19 protein-coding genes are annotated in these 22667 nt (G+C 61.1%); 4 read left to right on the top strand and 15 right to left on the bottom strand.

The genetic code is table 11. The features are described from left to right. Window positions 1–28: 28 nt before the first annotated feature. The 8 genes from fabI to gloB all read right to left on the bottom strand — a co-directional run bounded on the left by fabI (window position 29) and on the right by gloB (window position 10699). The gene (fabI, locus tag CAF65_RS02290) at window positions 29–823 is read right to left on the bottom strand and encodes an enoyl-ACP reductase FabI (protein WP_085714817.1); all 795 of its coding nucleotides are present in this window, start codon (window positions 821–823) and stop codon (window positions 29–31) included. A gap of 19 nt (window positions 824–842) precedes the next feature. After that, a complete protein-coding gene (locus tag CAF65_RS02295; protein WP_085714818.1) occupies window positions 843–2453 on the bottom strand; it encodes an ABC transporter ATP-binding protein in 1611 nt (536 codons plus the stop codon). Window position 2454: 1 nt separating this feature from the next. Continuing rightward, window positions 2455–3474 (bottom strand): ABC transporter permease, encoded by a 1020-nt coding sequence (locus CAF65_RS02300; protein WP_085714819.1) that lies wholly within the window; start codon window positions 3472–3474, stop codon window positions 2455–2457. Between the two features lies 1 nt (window position 3475). Continuing rightward, window positions 3476–4549 carry a microcin C ABC transporter permease YejB gene (locus CAF65_RS02305; protein WP_085714820.1) on the bottom strand — a complete coding sequence of 358 codons (1074 nt, stop codon included), beginning with the start codon at window positions 4547–4549 and terminating at the stop codon, window positions 3476–3478. 4 nt (window positions 4550–4553) lie between these two features. After that, window positions 4554–6395, bottom strand: a complete 1842-nt coding sequence (locus CAF65_RS02310) for an extracellular solute-binding protein (protein WP_085714821.1) — start codon at window positions 6393–6395, stop codon at window positions 4554–4556. Further along, the gene (locus CAF65_RS02315; protein WP_371918994.1) at window positions 6392–8212 is read right to left on the bottom strand and encodes an extracellular solute-binding protein; all 1821 of its coding nucleotides are present in this window, start codon (window positions 8210–8212) and stop codon (window positions 6392–6394) included. Before CAF65_RS02315 ends, CAF65_RS02310 begins: the two co-directional genes overlap by 4 nt. 189 nt (window positions 8213–8401) lie before the next feature. Continuing rightward, window positions 8402–9832 carry a transglycosylase SLT domain-containing protein gene (locus tag CAF65_RS02320; RefSeq protein ID WP_085714823.1) on the bottom strand — a complete coding sequence of 477 codons (1431 nt, stop codon included), beginning with the start codon at window positions 9830–9832 and terminating at the stop codon, window positions 8402–8404. Between the two features lie 99 nt (window positions 9833–9931). After that, window positions 9932–10699, bottom strand: coding sequence for a hydroxyacylglutathione hydrolase (gene gloB, locus CAF65_RS02325; RefSeq protein ID WP_085714824.1), 768 nt, complete (start codon window positions 10697–10699; stop codon window positions 9932–9934). Window positions 10700–10764: 65 nt separating this feature from the next. Between gloB and CAF65_RS02330 the strand changes: the two genes are divergently transcribed. Beyond that, window positions 10765–11523 (top strand): class I SAM-dependent methyltransferase, encoded by a 759-nt coding sequence (locus CAF65_RS02330; protein WP_085714825.1) that lies wholly within the window; start codon window positions 10765–10767, stop codon window positions 11521–11523. A gap of 92 nt (window positions 11524–11615) precedes the next feature. Next, window positions 11616–12068 carry a ribonuclease HI gene (rnhA, locus tag CAF65_RS02335; protein WP_085714826.1) on the top strand — a complete coding sequence of 151 codons (453 nt, stop codon included), beginning with the start codon at window positions 11616–11618 and terminating at the stop codon, window positions 12066–12068. 90 nt (window positions 12069–12158) lie between these two features. Here the strand turns inward: rnhA and CAF65_RS02340 are convergent, their stop codons facing one another. The 7 genes from CAF65_RS02340 to CAF65_RS02370 form a co-directional block, all read right to left on the bottom strand. Continuing rightward, complete coding sequence (locus CAF65_RS02340; protein ID WP_085714827.1) at window positions 12159–12821, bottom strand: flavin reductase family protein; 663 nt, start codon at window positions 12819–12821, stop codon at window positions 12159–12161. Between the two features lie 12 nt (window positions 12822–12833). Continuing rightward, on the bottom strand, window positions 12834–14321 hold the full coding sequence (locus CAF65_RS02345; RefSeq protein WP_085714828.1) for an amidohydrolase family protein: 1488 nt from the start codon (window positions 14319–14321) through the stop codon (window positions 12834–12836). Continuing rightward, entirely contained in the window at window positions 14318–15514 is a 1197-nt protein-coding gene (locus CAF65_RS02350; protein ID WP_085714829.1) for an amidohydrolase family protein, read from the bottom strand. The genes CAF65_RS02345 and CAF65_RS02350 overlap by 4 nt, the downstream gene beginning before the upstream one ends. A 120-nt stretch (window positions 15515–15634) precedes the next feature. Continuing rightward, the gene (locus CAF65_RS02355; protein ID WP_085714830.1) at window positions 15635–16717 is read right to left on the bottom strand and encodes an extracellular solute-binding protein; all 1083 of its coding nucleotides are present in this window, start codon (window positions 16715–16717) and stop codon (window positions 15635–15637) included. Between the two features lie 17 nt (window positions 16718–16734). Further along, on the bottom strand, window positions 16735–17523 hold the full coding sequence (locus tag CAF65_RS02360; protein ID WP_085714831.1) for an ABC transporter permease: 789 nt from the start codon (window positions 17521–17523) through the stop codon (window positions 16735–16737). Beyond that, window positions 17520–18437, bottom strand: a complete 918-nt coding sequence (locus CAF65_RS02365; protein ID WP_085714832.1) for an ABC transporter permease — start codon at window positions 18435–18437, stop codon at window positions 17520–17522. The genes CAF65_RS02360 and CAF65_RS02365 overlap by 4 nt, the downstream gene beginning before the upstream one ends. 1 nt (window position 18438) lies before the next feature. Next, window positions 18439–19524, bottom strand: coding sequence for an ABC transporter ATP-binding protein (locus CAF65_RS02370; protein WP_085714833.1), 1086 nt, complete (start codon window positions 19522–19524; stop codon window positions 18439–18441). A gap of 140 nt (window positions 19525–19664) precedes the next feature. Between CAF65_RS02370 and CAF65_RS02375 the strand changes: the two genes are divergently transcribed. Further along, window positions 19665–20354 (top strand): GntR family transcriptional regulator, encoded by a 690-nt coding sequence (locus tag CAF65_RS02375; RefSeq protein WP_085714834.1) that lies wholly within the window; start codon window positions 19665–19667, stop codon window positions 20352–20354. Window positions 20355–20473: 119 nt separating this feature from the next. After that, window positions 20474–22585 (top strand): PAS domain-containing sensor histidine kinase, encoded by a 2112-nt coding sequence (locus CAF65_RS02380; protein WP_085714835.1) that lies wholly within the window; start codon window positions 20474–20476, stop codon window positions 22583–22585. Window positions 22586–22667 lie beyond the last annotated feature (82 nt).

Here is a 22667-nt window from a genome sequence, read left to right on the forward strand (position 1 = left end):
AGAGGCGGGTTTTTTGGCTGACCGAAGATTACTCTTCGATGCTGCCCATGGCCGTGGTGTTGAAGCCACCATCGACGTACATGATTTCACCGCTGATGCCGGACGCCAGGTCCGAGCACAGGAAGGCGCCGGCGTTGCCGACTTCTTCGATGGTGACGTTGCGGCGCAGCGGGGTTTGCGCTTCGTTGGCGGCCAGCATCTTGCGGAAGTTCTTGATGCCGGAGGCGGCGAGGGTGCGGATCGGGCCTGCCGATACACAGTTGACGCGAGTGCCTTCCGGGCCCAGGGAGCCGGCCAGGTAACGTACGCCCGCTTCCAGGGAAGCCTTGGCCATGCCCATTACGTTGTAGTTCGGCATGGTGCGCTCGGCGCCCAGGTACGACAGGGTCAGCAGGCTGCCGTTGCGGCCCTTCATCATTTCACGGCCGGCCTTGGCCAGGGCCACGAAGCTGTAGGCGCTGATGTCGTGAGAGATGCGGAAACCTTCACGGGTGGTGGCTTCGGTGAAGTCGCCGTCCAGTTGGTCGCCCGGGGCGAAGCCCACGGAGTGCACGATGCAGTCCAGGCCATCCCACTTCTTGCTCAGTTCTTCGAAGACCTTGGCGATTTCTTCATCGCTGGCCACGTCGCACGGGAAGCACAGCTCAGGGCTCGAACCCCAGCCTTGTGCGAACTCTTCGACACGACCCTTGAGTTTGTCGTTCTGATAAGTGAAGGCAAGCTCAGCGCCCTCGCGATGCATGGCGGCAGCAATGCCGGATGCGATGGACAGCTTGCTGGCGACACCGACGATCAGTACGCGCTTACCGGCGAGAAAACCCATGTGTTGCTCCTCTTTCAGGTTATTGCGCAGTGGCCGGAGCCAAAAAAGCGGCTTCCAGCAACTGCTGTGTATACGGATGTTGGGGGGCGGCAAAAATGCTTTGCGCGTCTCCCTGTTCGACCACTTGGCCATGCTTGACCACCATCAACTGGTGGCTCAGCGCTTTCACCACAGCCAGGTCATGGCTGATAAACAGATACGTCAGGTTGTACTTGGTTTGCAGCGAACGCAAAAGCTCCACTACCTGGCGTTGCACCGTGCGGTCGAGGGCCGAAGTCGGCTCGTCCAGCAAAATCAACGCCGGTTTTAACACCAATGCCCGGGCAATGGCGATTCTCTGCCGTTGCCCGCCGGAAAATTCGTGGGGGTAGCGGTGCCGGGTTTCCGGATCCAGGCCTACCTCCTTGAGTGCTGCAATGATCGCTTGTTCCTGTTCCGCCTCGGTGCCCATCCTGTGGATCCGCAGGCCTTCGCCAACGATCTGGCTCACGCACATCCGCGGACTCAGGCTGCCGAACGGGTCCTGAAACACCACTTGCATCTCCCGCCGCAGCGGCCGGACCTGTTGCTGTGTCAGGCTATCGAGCGACTGGCCTTCAAAGCGAACGGCGCCTTTGCTGGCGATCAACCGCAAAATCGCCAGGCCCAGCGTCGATTTGCCGGAACCGCTTTCACCCACGATCCCCAGGGTCTGACCCTGGGGCAGGCTGAAATTGATGCCGTCGACCGCCTTGACGTAATCCACCGTGCGCTTGAGCAAGCCTTTCTTGATCGGAAACCAGACTTTCAGGTCCTCGACCGCCAGCAAGGGCGGGCCGATCACGTTGCTTGCAGGCTTGCCGCCGGGCTCCGCTGCCAGCAGTTCCCGAGTGTACGGATGCTGCGGCGCGCGGAACAATTCTTCGCACGATGCCTGTTCGACGATGCAACCTTGCTGCATGACACATACGCGATGCGCAATTCTTCGCACAAGGTTCAAATCATGGCTGATCAGCAGCAGGGCCATGCCCAATCGGGCCTGCAGTTCCTTGAGCAATTCGAGGATTTTCAGCTGAACGGTCACGTCCAGCGCAGTGGTCGGCTCGTCGGCGATCAGCAGTTCCGGTTCGTTGGCCAGGGCCATGGCGATCATCACCCGCTGACGCTGGCCGCCGGACAATTCGTGGGGCAGGGCCTTGAGACGCTTGTGCGGCTCGGGGATGCCGACCATCTCCAGCAGTTCCAGCGTGCGTTTGGTCGCGACCTTGCCGGTCAGCCCCTTGTGGATGCCCAGCACCTCATTGATCTGTTTCTCGATCGAGTGCAGGGGATTGAGCGAGGTCATCGGCTCCTGGAAGATCATCGCAATGCGGTTGCCGCGAATGTGGCGAATGGTTTTTTCTTTCAGGTTCAGCAAGTTCTGCCCGGAATATTCGATGGTGCCGGACGGATGCCGGGCGAGCGGGTAGGGCAGCAGGCGCAGGATCGAATGTGCGGTGACCGATTTGCCAGAACCGCTTTCGCCGACCAGGGCCAGGGTTTCGCCGCGCTTGATGTCGAAGCTGACACCTTCGACTGCCCGCTGGCAGCGATTGCCGACGACAAAGTCGACGGACAGGTCGCGTACTTCGATCAGATTTTCCTGATTCATTTCACTTCCTCGGATCGAAGGCATCGCGAGCGGACTCGCCGATGAACACCAGCAAACTCAACATCAAGGCCAGCACCGCAAAGGCGCTGATACCCAGCCACGGCGCCTGCAGGTTGGATTTACCCTGGGCCACCAGTTCACCCAGCGAAGGGCTGCCCGCCGGCAGGCCGAAGCCGAGGAAGTCCAGGGCGGTCAATGTGCCGATGGCGCCGGTGAGGATGAACGGCATGAAGGTCATGGTCGAGACCATCGCGTTGGGCAAAATGTGGCGGAACATGATCGCGCCGTTCTGCATGCCCAGGGCGCGGGCGGCGCGCACGTATTCCAGATTGCGCCCGCGCAGGAACTCGGCGCGCACCACGTCCACCAGGCTCATCCACGAGAACAGCAACATGATCCCCAGCAACCACCAGAAGTTGGGCTGCACGAAACTGGCGAGGATGATCAGCAGGTACAGCACCGGCAGCCCGGACCAGATCTCCAGGAAGCGCTGTCCGGCCAGATCCACCCAGCCGCCGTAGAAACCCTGCAAGGCCCCGGCGATCACGCCGATGATCGAGCTGAGCACGGTCAGGGTCAGGGCGAACAGTACCGAAATGCGGAAGCCGTAGATCACCCGGGCCAGCACATCGCGGCCCTGATCGTCGGTGCCCAGCAGGTTGTCTGCCGAGGGTGGGGCCGGGGCCGGGACTTTCAGGTCGTAGTTGATGCTCTGGTAGCTGTAGGGAATCGGCGCCCACAGCACCCAGGCGTCCTTGGCCTTGAGCAGTTCACGGATATACGGGCTCTTGTAGTTCGCCTCCAGGGGAAATTCGCCGCCGAAGGTGGTTTCCGGGTAGCGCTTGAGCGCCGGGAAGTACCAGTTGTTGTCGTAATGCACTGCCAGCGGCTTGTCGTTGGCAATCAACTCGGCGCCGAGGCTGGCGCCGAACAGGATCAGGAACAGCCACAGCGACCACCAGCCACGCCTGTTGGCCCTGAACAGTTCAAAGCGCCGGCGATTGAGGGGGGACAGGTTCATCTCAATGCTCCCGGCTTTCGAAGTCGATACGCGGATCGACAAAGGTGTAGGTGAGGTCGCCGATCAGTTTCACCACCAGCCCGAGCAGAGTGAAGATGAACAGCGTGCCGAACACCACCGGGTAATCGCGGTTGATCGCCGCTTCGAAACTCATCAGGCCGAGGCCGTCGAGGGAGAAGATCACCTCCACCAGCAACGAACCGGTGAAGAAGATGCCGATGAGCGCTGAAGGGAAACCGGCGATCACCAGCAGCATGGCGTTGCGGAACACGTGACCGTACAACACGCGGTGGTTGGTCAGGCCCTTGGCCTTGGCGGTGATCACGTACTGCTTGTTGATCTCGTCGAGGAAGCTGTTCTTGGTCAGCAGGGTCATGGTCGCGAAGTTACCGATCACCAGCGCGGTCACCGGCAGCGCCAGGTGCCAGAAGTAGTCGAGGATCTTGCCACCCATGCTCAGTTCATCGAAGTTGTTCGAGGTCAGCCCGCGCAACGGGAACCAGTCCAGGTAACTGCCGCCGGCAAATACCACGATCAACAGGATGGCGAACAGGAACGCCGGGATCGCGTAGCCGACGATGATCGCCGAACTGGTCCAGACGTCGAAGTGGCTGCCGTGCCGCGTCGCCTTGGCGATCCCCAGCGGGATCGACACCAGGTACATGATCAGCGTGCTCCACAGCCCGAGGGAGATCGAGACCGGCATCTTTTCCTTGATCAGGTCGATGACCTTGGCGTCGCGGAAGAAGCTGTCGCCGAAATCCAGGGACGCATAGTTCTTGACCATGATCCACAGGCGTTCCGGCGCCGATTTGTCGAAGCCGTACATGTGCTCGATTTCCTTGATCAGCGCCGGGTCCAGGCCCTGGGCGCCGCGATAGGCCGAGCCTGCCACCGACACTTCGGCACCGCCGCCGGCGATGCGGCTGGTGGCGCCTTCAAAGCCTTCGAGCTTGGCGATCATCTGCTCCACCGGCCCGCCCGGAGCGGCCTGGATGATCACGAAGTTGATCAGCAAGATGCCGAACAGGGTCGGGATGATCAGCAGCAGTCGCCGAAAAATGTACGCCAGCATCTGATTACTCCGTGCCCGCAGGACCGGCCTGCAGTGTGGTTTCGACTTCAATCGCAGGCTTGATGTCGGGCTTGACCCACCAGGTGGCTATGCCGATATCGTATTTAGGCGAGACCTTCGGGTGGCCGATGTGGTTCCAGTACGCCACGCGCCAGGTCTTGATGTGCCAGTTGGGTATTACGTAATAACCCCATTGCAGAACGCGGTCCAGCGCACGGGCATGGGCCACCAGGCTCTTGCGCGAATCGGCGTTGATCAGTTGCTCGACCAGTTGATCGACCACCGGGTCTTTCAGGCCCATGGAATTGCGGCTACCGGGCTTGTCGGCGGCGGCCGACATCCAGAATTCCCGTTGTTCGTTCCCCGGCGAGTTGGATTGCGGGAAGCTGCCGACGATCATGTCGAAGTCCCGGGAACGCACGCGGTTGATGTATTGCGAAACGTCGACCCGGCGGATCACCAGCTCGATACCCAGGTCGCTCAGGTTGCGCTTGAACGGCAGCAGCACCCGTTCGAATTCTGTCTGGGCCAGCAGGAATTCGATGACCACCGGTTTGCCACTGGCGTCGACCATTTTGTCATCGACGATGCGCCAGCCGGCCTCCTGCAGCAGTTGATAGGCTTCCCGTTGCTGGGTGCGGATCATGCCGCTGCCGTCGGTGCTCGGGTTCTGGAACGCTTCGCTGAACACTTGCGGCGGCAGCTTGCTGCGCAACGGGTCGAGGATCGCCACCTGATCGGCATCCGGCAGGCCGGTGGCGGCCATTTCCGAGTTCTCGAAATAACTGCGGGTACGCGCATAGGCGCTGTTGAACAGCTGCTTGTTGGTCCATTCGAAGTCCAGCAATAGCGACAAGGCCTGGCGCACGCGTACATCCTGGAACACCGGGCGGCGCAAATTGAACACGAACCCTTGCATGCCGGTCGGATTGCCGTTGGGAATCTGTTCCTTGACCAGCCGACCTTCGGTGACCGCCGGAATGTTGTAGGCGTTGGCCCAGTTTTTCGCGGTCATTTCCAGCCAGTAGTCGAACTGCCCGGCCTTGAGCGCTTCCAGGGCCACGGTGTTGTCGCGGTAGTAATCGGTGGTCATCATGTCGAAGTTATAGAAACCCCGATTGACCGGCAGGTCCTTGCCCCAGTAATCCTTGACGCGCTCATAGCGCACCGAGCGCCCGGCCTTCACTTCGGCCACCTTGTACGGGCCGCTGCCCAGCGGAATTTCCAGGTTGCCCTTGTTGAAGTCGCGGTCGGCCCACCAATGCTTGGGCAGCACCGGCAACTGGCCAAGGATCAGCGGCAGCTCGCGGTTGTTGGTGTGCTTGAACTTGAACAGAACGGTGAGCGGGTCCTCGGCGACCACTTCCGCCACGTCGCTGTAGTAGCCGCGATACATCGGCGCGCCGTCCTTGGTCAGCATCTGGAAGCTGAACACCACGTCTTCGGCGCGTACCGGATGGCCGTCATGAAAGCGTGCTTCGGGGCGCAGGTAGAAGCGCACCCAAGCGTTGTCCGGGGCTTTTTCGATCAGCCGGGCAATCAGGCCGTACTCGGTGAACGGTTCGTCCAGGCCTTGCTTGGCCAAGGTGTCGTAGATCATGCCGATGTCGTCCGCCGGCACGCCTTTGCTGATGAACGGGTTGAGGCTGTCGAAGCTGCCGAAACCGGCCTGACGGAATGTCCCGCCCTTGGGCGCGTCTGGATTGACGTAGTCGAAGTGCTTGAAGTCGGCCGGGTATTTCGGCGGCTCGTTGTACAGGGTCACTGCGTGTTGCGGGGCGGCGCAGGCCAGCCCGGCGAACAACAGGCCGCTGGCCTGCAGGAGCAGGGTGCGGATGGGGTTCATTGATCTTTCTCCGAAGATTTCAGCCACCACGCATTAAGGCCCAGGGCATAGGGCGGCGTGGTGACGAAGGCGAGCCGGTTGCGGTACGCCAGGCGGTGATAATTGAGATACCAGTTGGGAACGATGTAGTGCTGCCACAGCAGCACGCGGTCCAGGGCCTTGCTGGCGGCGACTTGCTCGTCGCGGGTCCGGGCGGCCAGCAACTGTTCGAGCAAATGGTCGACCACCGGGTTGGCGATGCCAGCGTAGTTCTTGCTGCCCTTGACCCCGGCCTGGCTGGAGTGAAAGTACTGCCACTGCTCCAGGCCCGGGCTGAGGGTCTGGTTGAGGGTCATCAGAATCATGTCGAAATCGAACTGGTCGAGGCGCTGCTTGTATTGTGCGCGATCGACCGTGCGCAGCCGCGCATCGATGCCGATGCTGGCGAGGTTCTCGATATAAGGCTGGAGGATGCGTTCCAGGTTCGGGTTGACCAGCAACAGCTCCAGCCGCAAGGGTTGCCCGGCGGCGTTTTGCAGGCGCTGGCCATTGAGCTTCCAGCCGGCTTCGGCGAGCAGGCCGAGGGCTTTGCGCAAGGTCTCTCTGGGGATGCCGCGCCCGTCGGTCTGCGGCAGGCTGAACGGTTCGGTAAAGAGCCTGGGCGGCAGTTGTTCACGATAGGGCTTGAGCAACAGCCATTCATGCCCGACCGGTAAACCGCTGGCCGAGAACTCACTGTTGGGGTAGTAGCTCATGGCGCGTTGGTAGGCACCACCGAACAGTGTGCGGTTGGTCCATTCAAAGTTGAACATCAGCCCCAGCGCTTCACGGACCCTGGCGTCCGAAAACGTCGAGCGGCGGCTGTTCATGAACAGGCCCTGGGTCTGGGTCGGGATCTGGTGAGGGATCTGTGCCTTGATCACGTCGCCGCGGCGTATGCCAGGAAAGTTGTAGCCGGTGTCCCAGTTCTTCGCCTGATGCTCGATATAGATGTCGAACTCACCGGCCTTGAACGCTTCGAATGCCACGTCGCTGTCGCGGTAGAACTCGACTTCCATGCGGTCGAAGTTGTACTTGCCGCGATTGACCGGCAGGTCCTTGCCCCAGTAATCCTTGACTCGTTCGAAGACGATCTGGCGCCCTGGCGTGACTGCCGTGATGCGATACGGCCCGCTGCCCAGCGGTGGCTCGAAGGTGGTGGCCTTGAAGTCGCGACCTTTCCAGTAGTGCTGCGCCAGCACCGGCATTTCGCCCAGGCGCAGGATCAGCAGCGGATTGCCGGCACGCTTGAACACGAAACGGACCCGCTGCGGGTTGAGGATGTCGACCCGCAGCACTTCCTGAAGGCTGGTGCGGTATATCGGATGGCCTTCCTTGAGCAGCAGGCGATAGGTGAACGCGACGTCGTAGGCGGTGATCGGCGTACCGTCATGGAAGCGTGCTTCGGGACGCAGGTTGAACACCACCCAGCTGCGGTCGTCGCTATATTCCACCGACTGGGCAATCAGGCCATAGCTGGACGCGGGCTCGTCACCCGAAGGCGCGTACTGCCCGGTGCCGACCATCAGCGGCTCGTTGAGCTCGTTGATACCGTATTGCAGGAAATTCGGTGTGGTGACCGGGCTGGTGCCCTTGAAGGTGTACGGGTTGAGCGTATCGAAAGTGCCAAACGCCATCACCCGCAACGTACCGCCCTTGGGCGCTTGCGGGTTAACCCAGTCGAAGTGGGTAAATCGGGCCGGATACTTGAGCGTGCCGAACTGCGCATAACCATGGCTTTCGCTGATCGTCGCGCTTGCGGTGGAGCTCAAGGCCAGGCTGATCAGGAGCAGGGGCAGGGGACGCTTCAAATAGGGGATCCGATTCGGGCGGCTTGGGCATTATGGATCGTACAGTAACAGCTTGTATGGACAGGAAAAAGACGGGGATAAATGCGCAATCTCGGCCGGGCCACGCTCCCACAGGTTTTGTGCTGCTCACAAAAAATGCGCAGGAATAAAAAAGCCCCAGGATTGAGGGGCTGTTTTTTAGTGCGGATTGGCCACCGTCAACATCTGACCGGGCTTGAGTGCATGGCCGACACGCGGGTTCCAGCGCTTGAGGTGCTGCATCTCTACGTTGAAGCGCTTGGCTACGATGTACAGCGAATCGCCTTGCTGGACCTTGTACGTGGTCTGCTGTTTCTTGTTGTTTGCCGCAATCACGGTGTTGACCCGCTCGGAACTGCGTTTACTGTTGTCCTGCATGACCAGGGTCTGGCCAGGCTTGAGATCCTTGCCGGTCATTTTGTTCCAGCGTTGCAGGTCCTTCACGTCAACGTTGTTGGCCTTGGCGATGGAACCGAGGTTGTCACCCCGTTTGACCCGGTAGGAACGCCTGGCGCTGGCGACCTGAGTGTCGTCGGCGCCTTCGAAGACCGGCTTGAGCGATTTCTTGCTGATCAACTCTTCAGGGCGCATGGTCTGCAGGCTGCTGGTCAGCAGTTGCGCCTTGGAGGTCGGCACCAGCAGGTGCTGCGGGCCGTCGATGGTGGTGCGCTGCTTGAAGGCCGGGTTGAGCTGGAACAGTTCGTCTTCGTCGATGTTGGCGACTTCAGCGACCTTGGACAGGTCCATGCGCTGGTTGATCTCGACGACCTGGAAGTAGGGTTCGTTGGCGATCGGGTTGAGGTTCACGCCGTAGGCTTCCGGTGCCATCACCACTTGCGACAGTGCCAGCAGCTTCGGCACGTAGGCCTGGGTTTCGGCCGGCAGCGGCAGGTTCCAGTAGTCGGTCGGCAGGCCGAGGCGTTCGTTGCGTTCGATGGCACGGCTGACGGTGCCTTCGCCGGCGTTGTAGGCCGCCAGGGCCAGCAACCAGTCGCCGTTGAACATGTCGTGCAGGCGGGTCAGGTAATCCATCGCGGCGGTGGTCGACGCGGTGATGTCGCGCCGGCCATCATAGAATCGGGTTTGACGCAGGTTGAAGTAGCGCCCGGTGGAGGGGATGAATTGCCAAAGACCCACCGCGTCGGCCCGGGAGTAGGCCATCGGGTTGTAGGCACTTTCAATCACTGGCAGGAGTGCCAGTTCCAGTGGCATGTTGCGCTCTTCAAGGCGTTCGACGATGTAGTGAATGTAGAGGCTGCCACGTTCGCCGGCGTTTTCCAGGAACGATGGATTGCTGGCGAACCAAAGGCGCTGCTGCTCGATGCGCGGGTTGACGCCCAGCCCGTCCTGCAACTGGAAGCCCTGCCGCATGCGCTCCCAGACGTCCTGTGGAATCTGCGGACTGGGTTTTTCGCTCAGCCAGATCGGCTTCTGCTTGGCGCGCGCGGCGATGTTCGGCGTATGCGCCGCATCAGTCTGCGGCGCATGGCTGGAACAGCCCGCCAGGGTGGCGGACACAGCCACCGCTATGGCTTGAGCCAAGCGGGTCAATGCGTCGGAACTGATGGCTTTGCGAATAGGTGACGACATTGGCTGGAAGTAAGTTCCGGGCAAAAATGTCGGGCGATTCTAGGAAGCGCACCCTGCGCGGTCAACCTTTCAGAATTGTTGCAATCTTTTGAGATCCCTTTAGAACGTGTCTTTCCAAGCTCGAAGAGCAGCAAAAACCATATCGGGCGCCGAGTTATCGGTGCCGGTCCGTTCGTCCGCTTTTTCTTTAACGGATGTTTCGCCGGAGCGCAAAAACGGGTTTGTGAGCTTTTCCAGTGCCAGTGTCGACGGCAGCGTCATGATCCCGGACTCCCGTTGGCGGGTGACTTTGGCCAGGCGCTCGGCGGTTTTCGGATTGTCCGGTTCGACGGCCGCCGCAAACTTCAGGTTGCTGAGGGTGTATTCGTGGGTGCAGTAGACCAGCGTGTCTTCCGGCAACGCCGCGAGGCGTGTCAGCGAGTGGTACATTTGTTGTGGCGTGCCTTCGAACAACCGCCCGCAGCCAGCGGCAAACAAGGTGTCGCCGCAGAACAGCAACCCGTGATGGTAATAGGCGATATGCCCCAGGGTGTGACCAGGGACCGCGAAGACGTCGAAGTCCCAGCCGAGTACGCTGACCTTGTCGTTGTCATTGAGCGCGACGTCCCGCGCCGGGATCTTTTCGCTGGCCGGACCATAGACTTTCGCGTTTGTCGCTTTCTTGAGCAATTCGACGCCGCCGACGTGGTCATGATGGTGGTGAGTGATCAAAATATCACTCAGTACCCAATCCGGATTGGCCGAGAGCCAGGCTTGTACCGGGGCGGCATCACCCGGGTCGACCACCGCGCAGCGTTTGCTGCCGTGGTCTTGTAACAACCAGATGTAGTTGTCGGTGAAGGCGGGCAGGGCAGTGATCTGTATCATCGTCGGATTCGCCAAGCGGAAAACAATGGCGCATCTTAGAACTTCCTGGCGCGTTGGAGAATGCAATGACTGATAAAGCGTTCGCACAAGCCGATCCTGACTGGCTGGCGTTGATCAGCGCGGCCCGCGAGTGGCTGGCAGGCCCGCTCGGGCAATTTCTGCTGGGCGAAGAGCGGCAGATGCTCGAAGACGAGCTCGGGCGGTTCTTTGGTGGCTATCTGGTGCATTACGGCCCCTCGGCCGAGCCCCCACCGTCAGCGCCGCAGGTTCAGCGCAATGTGCGCCTTGGCGCGCCATTACCGGGGGTCGAGATCGTTTGTGAAGAACAGGCCTGGCCGCTGAGCGAGCATGCTGCCGATGTGGTGGTATTGCAGCATGGCCTGGATTTCTGTCTGTCGCCCCACGGTCTGCTTCGCGAGGCGGCAAGCAGCGTACGTCCCGGCGGGCATTTGCTGATCATTGGCATCAATCCCTGGAGCACTTGGGGCCTGCGGCACGTGTTTGCCCAGGATGCGCTGCGCAAGGCGCGCTGCATTTCGCCGTCACGGGTCGCGGACTGGCTGAACCTGCTGGGCTTCGCGCTGGAGAAACGCCGCTTCGGGTGCTATCGTCCGCCGCTTGCGTCACCGGCATGGCAGACCCGCCTGGCTGGTTGGGAGCGCAAGGCCGGTGACTGGCAACTGTCGGGCGGTGGCTTCTATTTATTGGTGGCGCGCAAGATCGTGGTGGGCCTGCGACCAGTCCGTCAGGAGCGGCGCGAGCCAATGGGCAAGCTGATTCCTTTGCCGATGGCCAAGGTCAACCGTCGCAACATCGAACCGTAATACACACTTTTTATTTGCGGCCGGGCCTGTCCCGGCCTCGGGCGTCGTCGATCAATGATCGGCGGGCCAGCGCACTTTCTGGATAGATTGGCATGAGCGATAGCGTAGAACTGTTCACCGATGGCGCCTGCAAAGGCAACCCTGGCCCTGGCGGCTGGGGCGCACTGCTGGTGTGCAAGGGCGTTGAAAAGGAACTCTGGGGCGGCGAAGCCAATACCACCAACAACCGCATGGAGCTGATGGGCGCGATCCGTGGCCTGGAAGAGCTCAAGCGTCCCTGTGACGTGCTGCTGGTGACCGACTCCCAGTACGTGATGAAAGGCATCAACGAGTGGATGGACAACTGGAAGAAGCGCGGCTGGAAAACCGCGGCGAAGGAGCCGGTGAAAAACGCTGACCTGTGGAAGTTGCTCGACGAGCAGGTCAATCGCCACAAGGTCACCTGGAAATGGGTGCGCGGACACATTGGTCATCACGGCAACGAACGGGCCGACCAGTTGGCCAACCGTGGCGTCGATGAAGTGCGCGGGTACAGGCAGGACTGATTCGGGTTTGGCCTATGGACTGAGTCGCGGCCTTCGCGAGAAAGTCGGAGCGCCGCACCGCCGCCCCCACAGGTTATGTGCAAGTACGCATTATTTACCCACCGGCCAAAACCGCTCCCCACCGCCCGGCGCGTCCGTCCACGCCTGCAATGAGCGTGTCGGCAAGTCGAAGTAGTCCCGCGTGCGCGCATAGCCATGCCCGCCCATGCGTCCGATTGCATCCAGTCCCAACTGATCGATGTACAGGGTTTTCGGATCAATCAGTTCGTCTCGCACATGGGCCATCAGCACTTCACCGAAGATGATTTCCCGCGACTGGCCGATGGACAGCGCCATCATCCGCCGGCACTCCAGCGCCACCGGGGCTTCGCCAATGCGCGGGCATTTGACCGTGGTGCCGGGGATGGCGGTGAGGCCGGCGGCGGTCAATTCGTCGAAGCCGGGGGCGAAGGGCACGGCGCAGACGTTCATGGCTTCCACCAGTGCATCGCTGACGATGTTCACGGTGAATTCCTGGTTGAGCTGAATGTTGCGGGTGGTGTCCTTGGGGCTTTGGTCGCCGTAGTTTTCCACGCCCAGTGCGAGGATGGGCGGGTCGGCCGACAGCGCATTGAAGAAGCTGAACGGCGCCGCGTTGCCCCGGCCTTCGCCGTCGACGGTGGTGACCAGGGCAATCGGCCGCGGCACGACGCTGCCGATCAGAATCTTGTATTTGTCCCGTGGGCTCAGTTGGCTGAAGTCGAAGCTTTGCATGGGCAGAATTCTCTAAAAAAGGGGATCGATGGCGCTCAGTGGCGCCTGTGTGCTGTAGTCGTCGGCGAACGGGATGGCTGGCCGGAAGAGGCTTTTCCAGTCCGGTTGGCCAAAGGCCCGGTCGCTGTGGCTGCGCATCAGTTTTTCGAATTGCCGTTGGGCCTGGCGTTGCAGGGCGCAGTAGTCGACGCCCTTGACCTGGCCGTCCTGCATCACGCAACGGCCATCGATATAGCTGGCGATGCAGTCGTCACCGCGACCGGCCAGCAGAAGGTTCTTCAGCGGATCGAATAACGGCCCCAGGTGCATTCCGCGCAGGTTGAACACGGTGATGTCGGCCTTGCACCCCGGCGCCAGCCGCCCGAGATCGTCGCGGCCCAAAGCCGTGGCGCCGCCAAGTGTCGCGGCGTTGTACAGATCCAGTGTGCTGGTCAGGTCATTACCGCCCTCCATCAGGCGGGCGATGTTCAAGCCCTGGCGCATGTTGTCCAGCAAGTCCGCCGGCCAGGTGTCGGTGCCCAGGGCGAAGTTGATGCCCTTGGCCCGATAGCGTCCGAACGAGTTCAGCGCCTCGCCATCGCGGGCGAACACCACCGGGCAATGCACCAGACTGGCGCCGCCGTCCACGACTCGCTGCAAGTCGTCATCACCTTGGGTGTAGATGCCGTGGGGCAGCAGGCTGCGTGGGTTCATAAGCCCAAGCTGCTGCAACCAGCCCAACGGCGAAGCACCGCGCAGTTGCTCGACCATTGCCACTTCGCCCAGGCCCTGACAGCAATGCAAACGCATCGGTGCGTTCAACTCGCGGCTCAGCGCAGCGGTGCGTTGCAACAGCGCCGGGGTGCAAGTCTGGATGCGGTCCGGCAGTAGCGCCCCGCGAATCAGGCCGTCATTCGCGCCGTCGAAATCGCGGAAAAACCGTTCAGCCGCATCCAGCCCCGCCATACCCCGGACTTCGTCCCAGTGGTGGGCCAGCGTACCGTCGGCCTGCCAGTAACTGATGCCGCTCATGTAGCAGGGGCCGAGGTAAGTGCGCAGCCCCGACTCGGCCGCCACATCGGCTACCGCCGCAAACTCATTGTAGGTTTCGGCCCACTCGCGGTAATACATCGAGGTGATCGGCATGGCCGTGGTGATGCCGTTGCGGATCAGTTGCGTGAAGGCGTAGCGGTATTTGAAGACTTCTTCTTCGGGGCTGTAACTTTCCCGCGATCCACGCGCCAGATACTGCGCCGACCACATCCGGCCCATGTCGCGCTCGTCACCGTTGTCCAGGGTCAGCACCGTGGAATCGAGGTCGCCGAGGGCATCCAGATCGATGAAGCCGGGGCCGATCAGCGCATTGCCGTAATCAACCCACTGATCTACCGGGCCCGGATAATTGCGCCCGACAAACTCAATGCGCGAGCCTGCGAACACCACTTCGCCGTCGCGCCACAGCACATGCTGCGTGCCGTCGAAGCCGACCACGCAACTGGCCCGCAAGCCGATGCGCTTCACAGACGGCTTTCCAGCAAGCGGCCACCCGCAGCAATCAACTGACCCGCGCGATAGACCTGACGCAGCGGCCGCGAAACCACCGCTTCGCCCAGTGTTTGCACCGGCATCAGCAGGAAATCCGCCGGCTGGCCTATCGCCAGGCGATTGGCTTCGCAACCCAGTGCCTGGGCACCATTGACGGTTGCGGCTTCGAATGCCGCCGCCAGTTCTGCGTCCTTGCCCAGGTCGAAGCGGAACGCCAGTAGCATCGCCCGTTCCAGCATGTCGCCGTTGCCCATGGGCGACCAGGCATCACGAATGCCGTCGGAGCCCAGGCACAGGTTCACGCCGGTTTCGCGCAGGGCCAGGAACGGCGGCACCGCGCAATCGGCCGGGGCCGAACTCATCAGCGAAATACCCAGTGTCGCCAGACGCTCGGCCACCGGTTTGACCTGGCTCCACGGCAACATCCCCAGGCAGTACGCATGGCTGATCATCACCCGGCCCTGGCGAGCGAAGCGCTCGGTGTAGTCGGCGATCAGCGCGATCTGCCACAGACCCAGTTCACCCTTGTCGTGCAGGTGGATATCGATGCCACGGTCGAATTCGCTGGCCAGGCTGAACACGAAATCCAGTTGCGCAACCGGATCGTTATCGATGCCGCACGGATCCAGTCCGCCGACGTTCTCCACGCCCAGGGCCATGGCTTCGCGCATCAGTTCGGCGGTGCCGGGGCGACTGATCAGGCCGGTTTGCGGGAACACCACCAGTTGCAGGTCGATCAGGTCGCGGTATTGTTCGCGCAGTTGCTGCATGGCCTCGACATGTCGCAGGCCGAACTCCGGGTCGATATCGACGTGGCAACGCATGGTCAGCGAGCCACGGGCGATGCAGTTTTCCAGCAGGGCCCCGGCCCGTTGGGCAATCGGTGTGGTGACTTCGCGCAGGATGCGCCGTTCGTTGGCAATGTAGTCCTTGAGGGTCGGGCCAGCGCTGTTGGGACGCCATGGCTGGCCCCAGAGGGTTTTGTCCAGGTGCACGTGGCTTTCCACCAGTGCGGGAGTGAGCAGCTGGTTATGGCCGTCGATGTCGGTGGCCAGCAGTTCGGTGGTCGATGCAGGGCGACGCTGGGTGAACCGTCCGTTCTCGATCAGCAGGTCTTCGGCGGAGGCGCCGTAGGGGCGCACATTGCGTAGCCAGCGGGGGTGGGTCATACATACCTCAAGTTGGTGTTGTGTGGGAGGGCCTCATCGCGAGCAGGTTCGCTCCCACAGGGGGACGCATTTCAAGTGTGGGAGCGAGCCTGCTCGCGATGCAGACGACTCGGTTTCAGATCAGCCCTTGAGCTTCGCCCAGATCCGGTCCTGCAGTTCCCGCGCCTTGTTGCTGCACTCTTTCTCAGGGCGCAGTCGCGAGGCGAATTCGTCGGGCATGTTGATGGCGTCCATGACTCGCCATTTGGCGTCGATCAACTTGTCGCTCTGGATGCCGTTGGCGTAGGCGATGGCGTTGGACACGGCGGCGGCGTTTTCCGGTTTCATCATCCAGTCGATGAAAATCTTCGCGTTGCCGGGGTGTGGCGCGCTTTTCGGTACGGCAAAGTTGTCCTGGAACATTGCCAGGCCTTCCTTCGGATACACGTATTTGATCGTGCTCTTCTGCAGGGTGGCTCGCGCTGTAGAGCCGTTCCAGTTCTGCATCATGATCACTTCACCGGAGGCCATGCGGTCGACGGTGTTGTCCGAGCTGTACATCTTCAGGAACGGTTTCTGTTTTTGCAGCAGTTCGAGGATGCGCTTGGCGTCCTGCGGGTTTTCGCTGCATTCGTCGACATTCAGGTAGTGGCTGGCGGCGTTGATCACGCTGCTGGAGGTGTCGAGGGCGGCGAGTTGGCCTTGCAGCTCCTTGCGCGGCTCGAAGAACTCTTTCCACGACTCGTCGAGTTTGCCGCCGGGCACCCGGGCGCTGTCATAGGAGAACCCGGTGGTGCCCCACAGGTACGGTGCCGAGAACTTGCGGCCGGGGTCGAAGCCTGGGTCGCGGAACGCCGGTTTGACGTACTGGAAGTTGGGCAGGGTCGAGGCGTCGATTTCCAGTAGCAGGTCCTGGTTGATCAGGGTGCGCATGATCGATTGCGACGGCACGATCACGTCATAGGCCGCGCCGCCGGCCTGCAACTTGGCCAGCAGGGTTTCGTTGCTGTCGTAGCCGTCCATGGTGACCTTGATGCCGGTCTCCTTTTCGAACTTGGCCAGCAGATCGACCGGGTAGTAGTCGGTCCAATTATAGAAGAACAGCTCCTTGGGCTCGGCGGCCTGGGCGCTGAGCGTCGTGAACGCGGTGAAGCAACTCAAGGCCAGACCGGCAACGGCGAAACTGGCAGCAGCGAAACGGGGGCTTTTCACTTTCTTGCTCATCAAAGTAGTCTCCAGGCTTATTGTTGTTTACCGCGCTGTCCCAGCCAGAAGGCCAGCACCACCAGCACGATGGATATCACCAGCATCAGGGTCGAGATCGCGTTGATCTCCGGCGTCACGCCGGCCTTGATGGCTGAGAAGATGTACACCGGCAAGGTCGTCGAACCCGGCCCGGCGACGAAGAAGGTCATGATGAAATCGTCGAGGCTGACCACGAACGCCAGCACCGAGCCGGACAGCACCGCCGGCCACAGCAACGGCAAGGTCACCCGGCGAAACACCTGCCAGGGGTTGGCGTACAGGTCGTTCGCCGCTTCCAGCAGGCTCTTGTCCAGGTCATTGAGCCGCGCACGGATCGGCAGGTAGGCAAAGGGAATGCAGAAGCCGATGTGGGCGATGATCACCGTCAGCAAACCGAGCTTGATCCCCAGTGCCATGAACAGCAGCAGGGTGGCCACGGCGGTGACGATCTCCGGCAGGATCAGCGGCAGGTTGATCCCGCCCTCGACCATTTTCTGTCCGTAGAACGGCCGGTAAGTCGCCAGTGCCGCGAGCAAGGCAATCGCCGTGGCGCACACCGTGGCGATACTGGCGACGATGATCGAGTTCAGCGCGGCGGTCTGGATCGACGGGTTGGCCAGGATGCGCCCGTACCAGTCCAGCGAGAACTCGGTCCACACCGTCGCCGAGCGGTTGGCGTTGAAGCTGTAGACGATCAACACGAAAATCGGCAGGTACAGATAGGCCAGCATCAACAGGCTGACTTCACGGGTCAGCGGCAGTTTTTTCAGGTGCAGGGCGATCATGCTTGGGCTCCCCGACGCAGGGTCTTGGCGGCATTGCGGCTATAGAGGGCGTAGAGCACCAGGGACAGCAACATGATCCCCAGCAACAGGAACGACAGCGAGCTGCCCAGCGGCCAGTTGCGCGCGGTGCCGAACTGCTGCTGGATCAGGTTGCCGATCATCAGCGTCTTGCCGCCGCCGAGGATCGCCGGGGTAATGAAGGCGCCCAGGCTTGGCACGAACACCAGCAATGCACCGGCAATCACCCCCGGCATCGACAGCGGCAGGATGATCCGGCGCAATGCGTGCCAGCGGTTGGCGCCCAGGTCATAGGCTGCCTCCACCAGGCGCCAGTCGAGTTTTTCCAGGGTCGAATAGATCGGCAGAATCATGAACGGCAGGAAGCTGTAGACCAGCCCGACGCTGACCGCGAAGTCGTTGTAGAGCAGGGTGATGCCGCCGGCCTGTGGCAACAGCGCGTTGAGACTCTGGGCCACCCAGCCCTGTTCGCGCAGGATGATCAGCCACGCGTAGTTGCGGATCAGCAGATTGGTCCAGAACGGGATGGTGATCAGCAACACCATCAGGTTGCGCCGACGGGGCGTGAGGCTCGACATCCACAGCGCCACCGGGAAGCCGAACAGGAAACACAGGACCGTGGTGCCGCCGGCCTGGAACACCGAACGGATCAGTGCCTGGGCATAGACCCAGTTCAGTTCCAGTTCACCGTCGAAACCTTCCTGGAAGAACAACTGCACATAACTTTGCAATTGCCAGTTGGCCTGCCAGTCGACGCCACCATAGACGTTGCGTGGCAACAGGCTGATGTAGCCCATGATGCCCAGCGGAATGGCGATCAGGGACAGCAGGGTCAGGACGACCGGGCTGAGCAACAGCGCACGGTTCAGGGCCGGAGAAGTGCTGCTGACGCTCATCTCAGGCCTCCATCAACAGGCAGGCGTGGGGCGGCAGGTTGACTGCGACGCGATCCCCCACCACCCGCCCGTGGCTCAGGCCTTCGTTATTCTCGCGCAGCATGACCTTGATGTCGTTGTTCAAACGGCATTGGTAGAGCGTGGCCGTGCCGACATACAGCACGGCTTCGATCACACCGCGCAGGTGGTGGGGCTGGGTCGGCTCGACCAGTTGCGAACGCTCGGGGCGGAACGCCAGTTGCACCTTGCTGCCGTCAAAGCCCTGGGCCGGGCAGGGGATTTCCACTGGCATGCCGCTGGGCACAAAGAGCTTTTCGTTCTGCTGGCCGCGCTTGAGGTGGCCGGGGAGGAAGTTGATATCGCCGATGAATTGCGCGACGAATTGGTGTCGCGGGCGCTCGTAGATTTCATTGGGCGTGCCGATTTGCAGGATTTTGCCGGCGGACATCACGGCGATACGATCGGACAGGGTCAGCGCTTCTTCCTGATCGTGGGTGACAAAAATGAAGGTGATCCCGGCTTCTTTCTGCACGCGCTTGAGTTCGACCTGCATTTCCTTGCGCAGCTTGAGGTCCAGGGCCGACAGCGGTTCATCGAGCAACAGCACTTTCGGTTTCGGCGCCAGGGCACGGGCCAGAGCCACCCGTTGCTGTTGGCCGCCGGACAGTTCGGCGGGTTTGCGCCTGGCCAGGTGCTGCATTTGCACCAGCGCGAGCATCTCATCGACCCGCTGCGGGATCAGTTTGCGATCAAGGCCCTGCATCTCGAGGCCGAAGGCGATATTCTGCGCAACACTCATATGCGGAAACAGTGCGTAACTCTGGAACACCGTGTTGACCCGACGCTTGAACGGCGGCAAGTCATTGACCGCCTCGCCCGCAAGGCGAATCTCGCCGTCGCTGACATGCTCGAAGCCGGCAATGGTGCGCAACAGGGTGGTCTTGCCACAGCCGGACGGGCCGAGCAGGGTGAAAAATTCGTTGTCGGCAATGTCTACCGATACATCATCGAGGGCGGGTGCAAGCCCTGGATCGTCGGAATAGCGTTTGGAGACGTTTCGCACTTCAATTGCAACTGGATGACCCATAATGGTGCATTCCTCTAATTATTGTATGCAAAATCTGGATGCAATTTAGAAATACCCGGATTAACCTGCCTGTGCAAGCCCCTTTTTCAATGGCTGTTCATTCGCCAGGGTCGTTTGCACAGGGCTGAAGGAGTTGATGAATGACGGAAAAGAAACTGGAAACCACGGTCGACCGCGTCTACCAAGGGGTTTACGAGGCGATCAGCAAGCGCTCGCTGCGCCCGGGAATGAAACTCGGCGAAGCCTCGCTGGCCGAGCTGTTCAATGTCAGCCGCACGTCTGTCCGGGCTGCGCTCAAGCAATTGGAGGCTGACGGACTGGTCACCACCGAGCCCAATAAAGGTGCATCGGTGTCGTTGCCCAGCGACGAGGAGATTCGTTCGCTGTTCGAAACCCGGCGTCTGGTCGAGATCGGTATCGTCAGTGAACTGTGCCGTCGTCGCGATACGGCGGTGACCCAGGACCTGCGCGATCACTTGCTACTGGAAGATGAGGCGCATCAAAGTGGTGATCACGAGCGATTGATTCACCTGCTCGGCGAATTTCACATCAAGCTGGCCCGCAGCCTGAACAACCCGGTGCTGCTCGACTGGTTCCAGAAGCTGATTTCCCGGGCGTCGCTGTATGCCGCTGCACTGGATGACGACAGCCATGAAGCCTGCCGCGACGATGAACACCTGCGGCTGATCGAATACATCGAAGCAGGTAACCAGAGCGCGGCCATCGAGCTGACCTGCATGCATCTGAATGGCATAGAGAAGGCCATTCTCGACGTCGCGGCTACGTTGAAGACCAGCTACAACCCGCTCAAACATTTGATAGAGGTGTAATCGCAAATCAATCTGTGGGAGCCAAGGATCCAACTGGAATCAGCTATACCTCTATGAAACGAATAGCGTCCAGAATGCTCGAAACAAACGGGTGCAATTTATCGGGATTGGGCCAGGCGATGCAGTTTCTAGCGGATAGCCACGGGTGTGCCGGATGGAACGGCGAAATGGCCGGGCGCATTCGTGCGTTCGACTGGAGGCTGACTGAGCTTGGCCCACTCGACTCATGGTCGAAAAGCCTGAGCAGTGCGGTGCAGTTGATGCTCGCCTCGCCGTTGCCGATGGTGATGCTCTGGGGACAGTCGGGGTACATGATCTACAACGACGCATACTCCAAGTTTGCCGGTGGGCGCCATCCGTACCTGCTGGGCTCTACGGTCGAACTGGGCTGGCCCGAGGTCGCCGAGTTCAATCGCCACGTGGTGGATACCTGCCTGGCGGGCGGCACCTTGTCCTATCGCAACAAAGAACTGGTGCTGTTGCGTGACGGGGTTCCGGAAGATGTCTGGATGGACCTCTACTACAGCCCGGTGGCTGACGATGACGGACGTCCGGCCGGGGTCATGTCCATGGTGGTGGAAACCACGGAACGGGTGATGTCCGAACGTGGGCGACAGACAGCCGAAGACGCTTATCGTGCGGACAACGAACGAGTGCGCCTGGCACTGAACGCCGGTGCCTTGCTCGGCTCCTTCGTCTGGGACATCAAGAGCAACGTGCTGTCGGGTGATGAGCGCTTCGCCCGCACGTTTTCCTATCCGCCCGGGCAAGACTTGCAAAATCTGTCCCAGGACATCGCTGAAAGCCGGATCCATCCGGACGATCGCGGCTGGGTTCAGGAGCGCATCACACTGTCGGTCGAGACAGGCGAACCCTACAACGTCGAGTACCGGATTCAGCGCCCCGATGGCAGCTACCTCTGGGTACTCGCCAGTGGGTGTTGCGAGTTCGATGAGCAGGGCGAGGCGTTTCGTTTCCCTGCCGTGCTGATCGATATTCACGAACGCAAGACCGCCGAAGAATCCCTGCTCAAGTTCACCCGCAACCTGGAACAGCGGGTGGCCGATGAGGTCGAGGCGCGCCTGGCGGCGGAAGAACAATTGCGCCAGTCACAGAAACTCGAAGCCATCGGCGGCCTCACCGGTGGTGTGGCCCATGACTTCAACAACCTGTTGCAAGTGATCGCCGGCAACCTGCACCTGCTGGCACGCCATGAGCCGGGCAACGCCAATGTGCAGCGCCGGGTCGCGGCGTCGATTGCCGCCGTCGAGCGCGGTGCCAAGTTGTCCTCGCAATTGCTCGCATTCGCCCGCCGCCAACCGTTGTCGCCTGCAGTCTTCACGCTGCGACAGATTTTCGATGGCCTGGCGGAGCTGTTGCTGCGTGCCCTGGGTGAAACCCTTCAGGTTCATATGACGGCACCTGAAGATTCCTGGAATGTGTTTGTTGATCGCAATCAACTGGAAAACGCCATTCTCAATCTGGCGATCAATGCCCGTGACGCCCTTCAAGGCGAGGGCAGGATTGACCTTTGTGCGGAAAACATCACCCTCGATCGCAAGTTTTGCGCAGCAAAGGGCATTACCGCCGGGGACTATGTGCGGGTGTCCGTGACGGATACCGGTGTCGGCATGCCGCCGCAGGTGCTGGCCCAGGCGTTCGAACCGTTTTTCACCACCAAGGCCGACGGGCAGGGCACCGGGCTGGGATTGAGCATGGTGTTTGGTTTCGTCAAACAGAGTGGCGGTCATATCGAAATTGCCAGCGACGTCGGGCAGGGGACTCGGGTGCAGTTGTACTTCCCGCGTACCTTGCGCGCGGCACTCAGCGAAACACCGAGCCCTGATGTGCCGCAGCGGGGCGGGCACGAACGCATCCTGGTGGTTGAAGACAATGAGGCGGTGCGGGTGTCGGTGGTGGAGTTGTTGCGCGAAGAGGGCTATCAGATCCTCACGGCCACCAACGGTGACGTCGCCATGCAAATGTTGCTGGAAGGCTTGGCGGTGGACCTGATCTTCACCGACGTGGTCATGCCTGGGCTGATCAAGAGTTCGGACCTCGCGGCCTGGGCGAAAGTGCAGGAACCTCCGGTGGCCGTGCTGTTCACCTCGGGGCATACCCGCGACATCATCTCGCGTAATCACCAGCTCAGCCCCGACACCCATCTGCTGAGCAAACCCTACAATCCCGAAGCACTCAGGCAAATGGTGCGCACGGTGCTCAACGGCTGACAAAAACAGCTGATTCTCCACACAGGTTTTAAAGGTACTCAAGTAAACGTCAGCCGGTGGAGGCGTCGGCGCAGGCGAAGGT

This window comes from Pseudomonas sp. B28(2017), from assembly GCF_002113025.1.
Classification (GTDB): Bacteria; Pseudomonadota; Gammaproteobacteria; order Pseudomonadales; family Pseudomonadaceae; genus Aquipseudomonas.

Bases quoted from the DNA above. Each gene is read 5' to 3' on its own strand.
- CAF65_RS02340 (WP_085714827.1), bottom strand. From the start codon at position 12,821: ATGCAAAGCTTCGACTTCAGCCAACTGAGCCCACGGGACAAATACAAG.
- CAF65_RS02295 (WP_085714818.1), bottom strand. From the start codon at position 2,453: ATGAATCAGGAAAATCTGATCGAAGTACGCGACCTGTCCGTCGACTTT.
- CAF65_RS02330 (WP_085714825.1), top strand. From the start codon at position 10,765: ATGACTGATAAAGCGTTCGCACAAGCCGATCCTGACTGGCTGGCGTTG.
- fabI (WP_085714817.1), bottom strand. From the start codon at position 823: ATGGGTTTTCTCGCCGGTAAGCGCGTACTGATCGTCGGTGTCGCCAGC.
- CAF65_RS02350 (WP_085714829.1), bottom strand. From the start codon at position 15,514: ATGACCCACCCCCGCTGGCTACGCAATGTGCGCCCCTACGGCGCCTCC.
- CAF65_RS02380 (WP_085714835.1), top strand. From the start codon at position 20,474: ATGCAGTTTCTAGCGGATAGCCACGGGTGTGCCGGATGGAACGGCGAA.
- CAF65_RS02305 (WP_085714820.1), bottom strand. From the start codon at position 4,549: ATGCTGGCGTACATTTTTCGGCGACTGCTGCTGATCATCCCGACCCTG.
- rnhA (WP_085714826.1), top strand. From the start codon at position 11,616: ATGAGCGATAGCGTAGAACTGTTCACCGATGGCGCCTGCAAAGGCAAC.
- CAF65_RS02370 (WP_085714833.1), bottom strand. From the start codon at position 19,524: ATGGGTCATCCAGTTGCAATTGAAGTGCGAAACGTCTCCAAACGCTAT.
- CAF65_RS02365 (WP_085714832.1), bottom strand. From the start codon at position 18,437: ATGAGCGTCAGCAGCACTTCTCCGGCCCTGAACCGTGCGCTGTTGCTC.
- gloB (WP_085714824.1), bottom strand. From the start codon at position 10,699: ATGATACAGATCACTGCCCTGCCCGCCTTCACCGACAACTACATCTGG.
- CAF65_RS02300 (WP_085714819.1), bottom strand. From the start codon at position 3,474: ATGAACCTGTCCCCCCTCAATCGCCGGCGCTTTGAACTGTTCAGGGCC.
- CAF65_RS02355 (WP_085714830.1), bottom strand. From the start codon at position 16,717: ATGAGCAAGAAAGTGAAAAGCCCCCGTTTCGCTGCTGCCAGTTTCGCC.
- CAF65_RS02360 (WP_085714831.1), bottom strand. From the start codon at position 17,523: ATGATCGCCCTGCACCTGAAAAAACTGCCGCTGACCCGTGAAGTCAGC.
- CAF65_RS02375 (WP_085714834.1), top strand. From the start codon at position 19,665: ATGACGGAAAAGAAACTGGAAACCACGGTCGACCGCGTCTACCAAGGG.
- CAF65_RS02310 (WP_085714821.1), bottom strand. From the start codon at position 6,395: ATGAACCCCATCCGCACCCTGCTCCTGCAGGCCAGCGGCCTGTTGTTC.
- CAF65_RS02320 (WP_085714823.1), bottom strand. From the start codon at position 9,832: ATGTCGTCACCTATTCGCAAAGCCATCAGTTCCGACGCATTGACCCGC.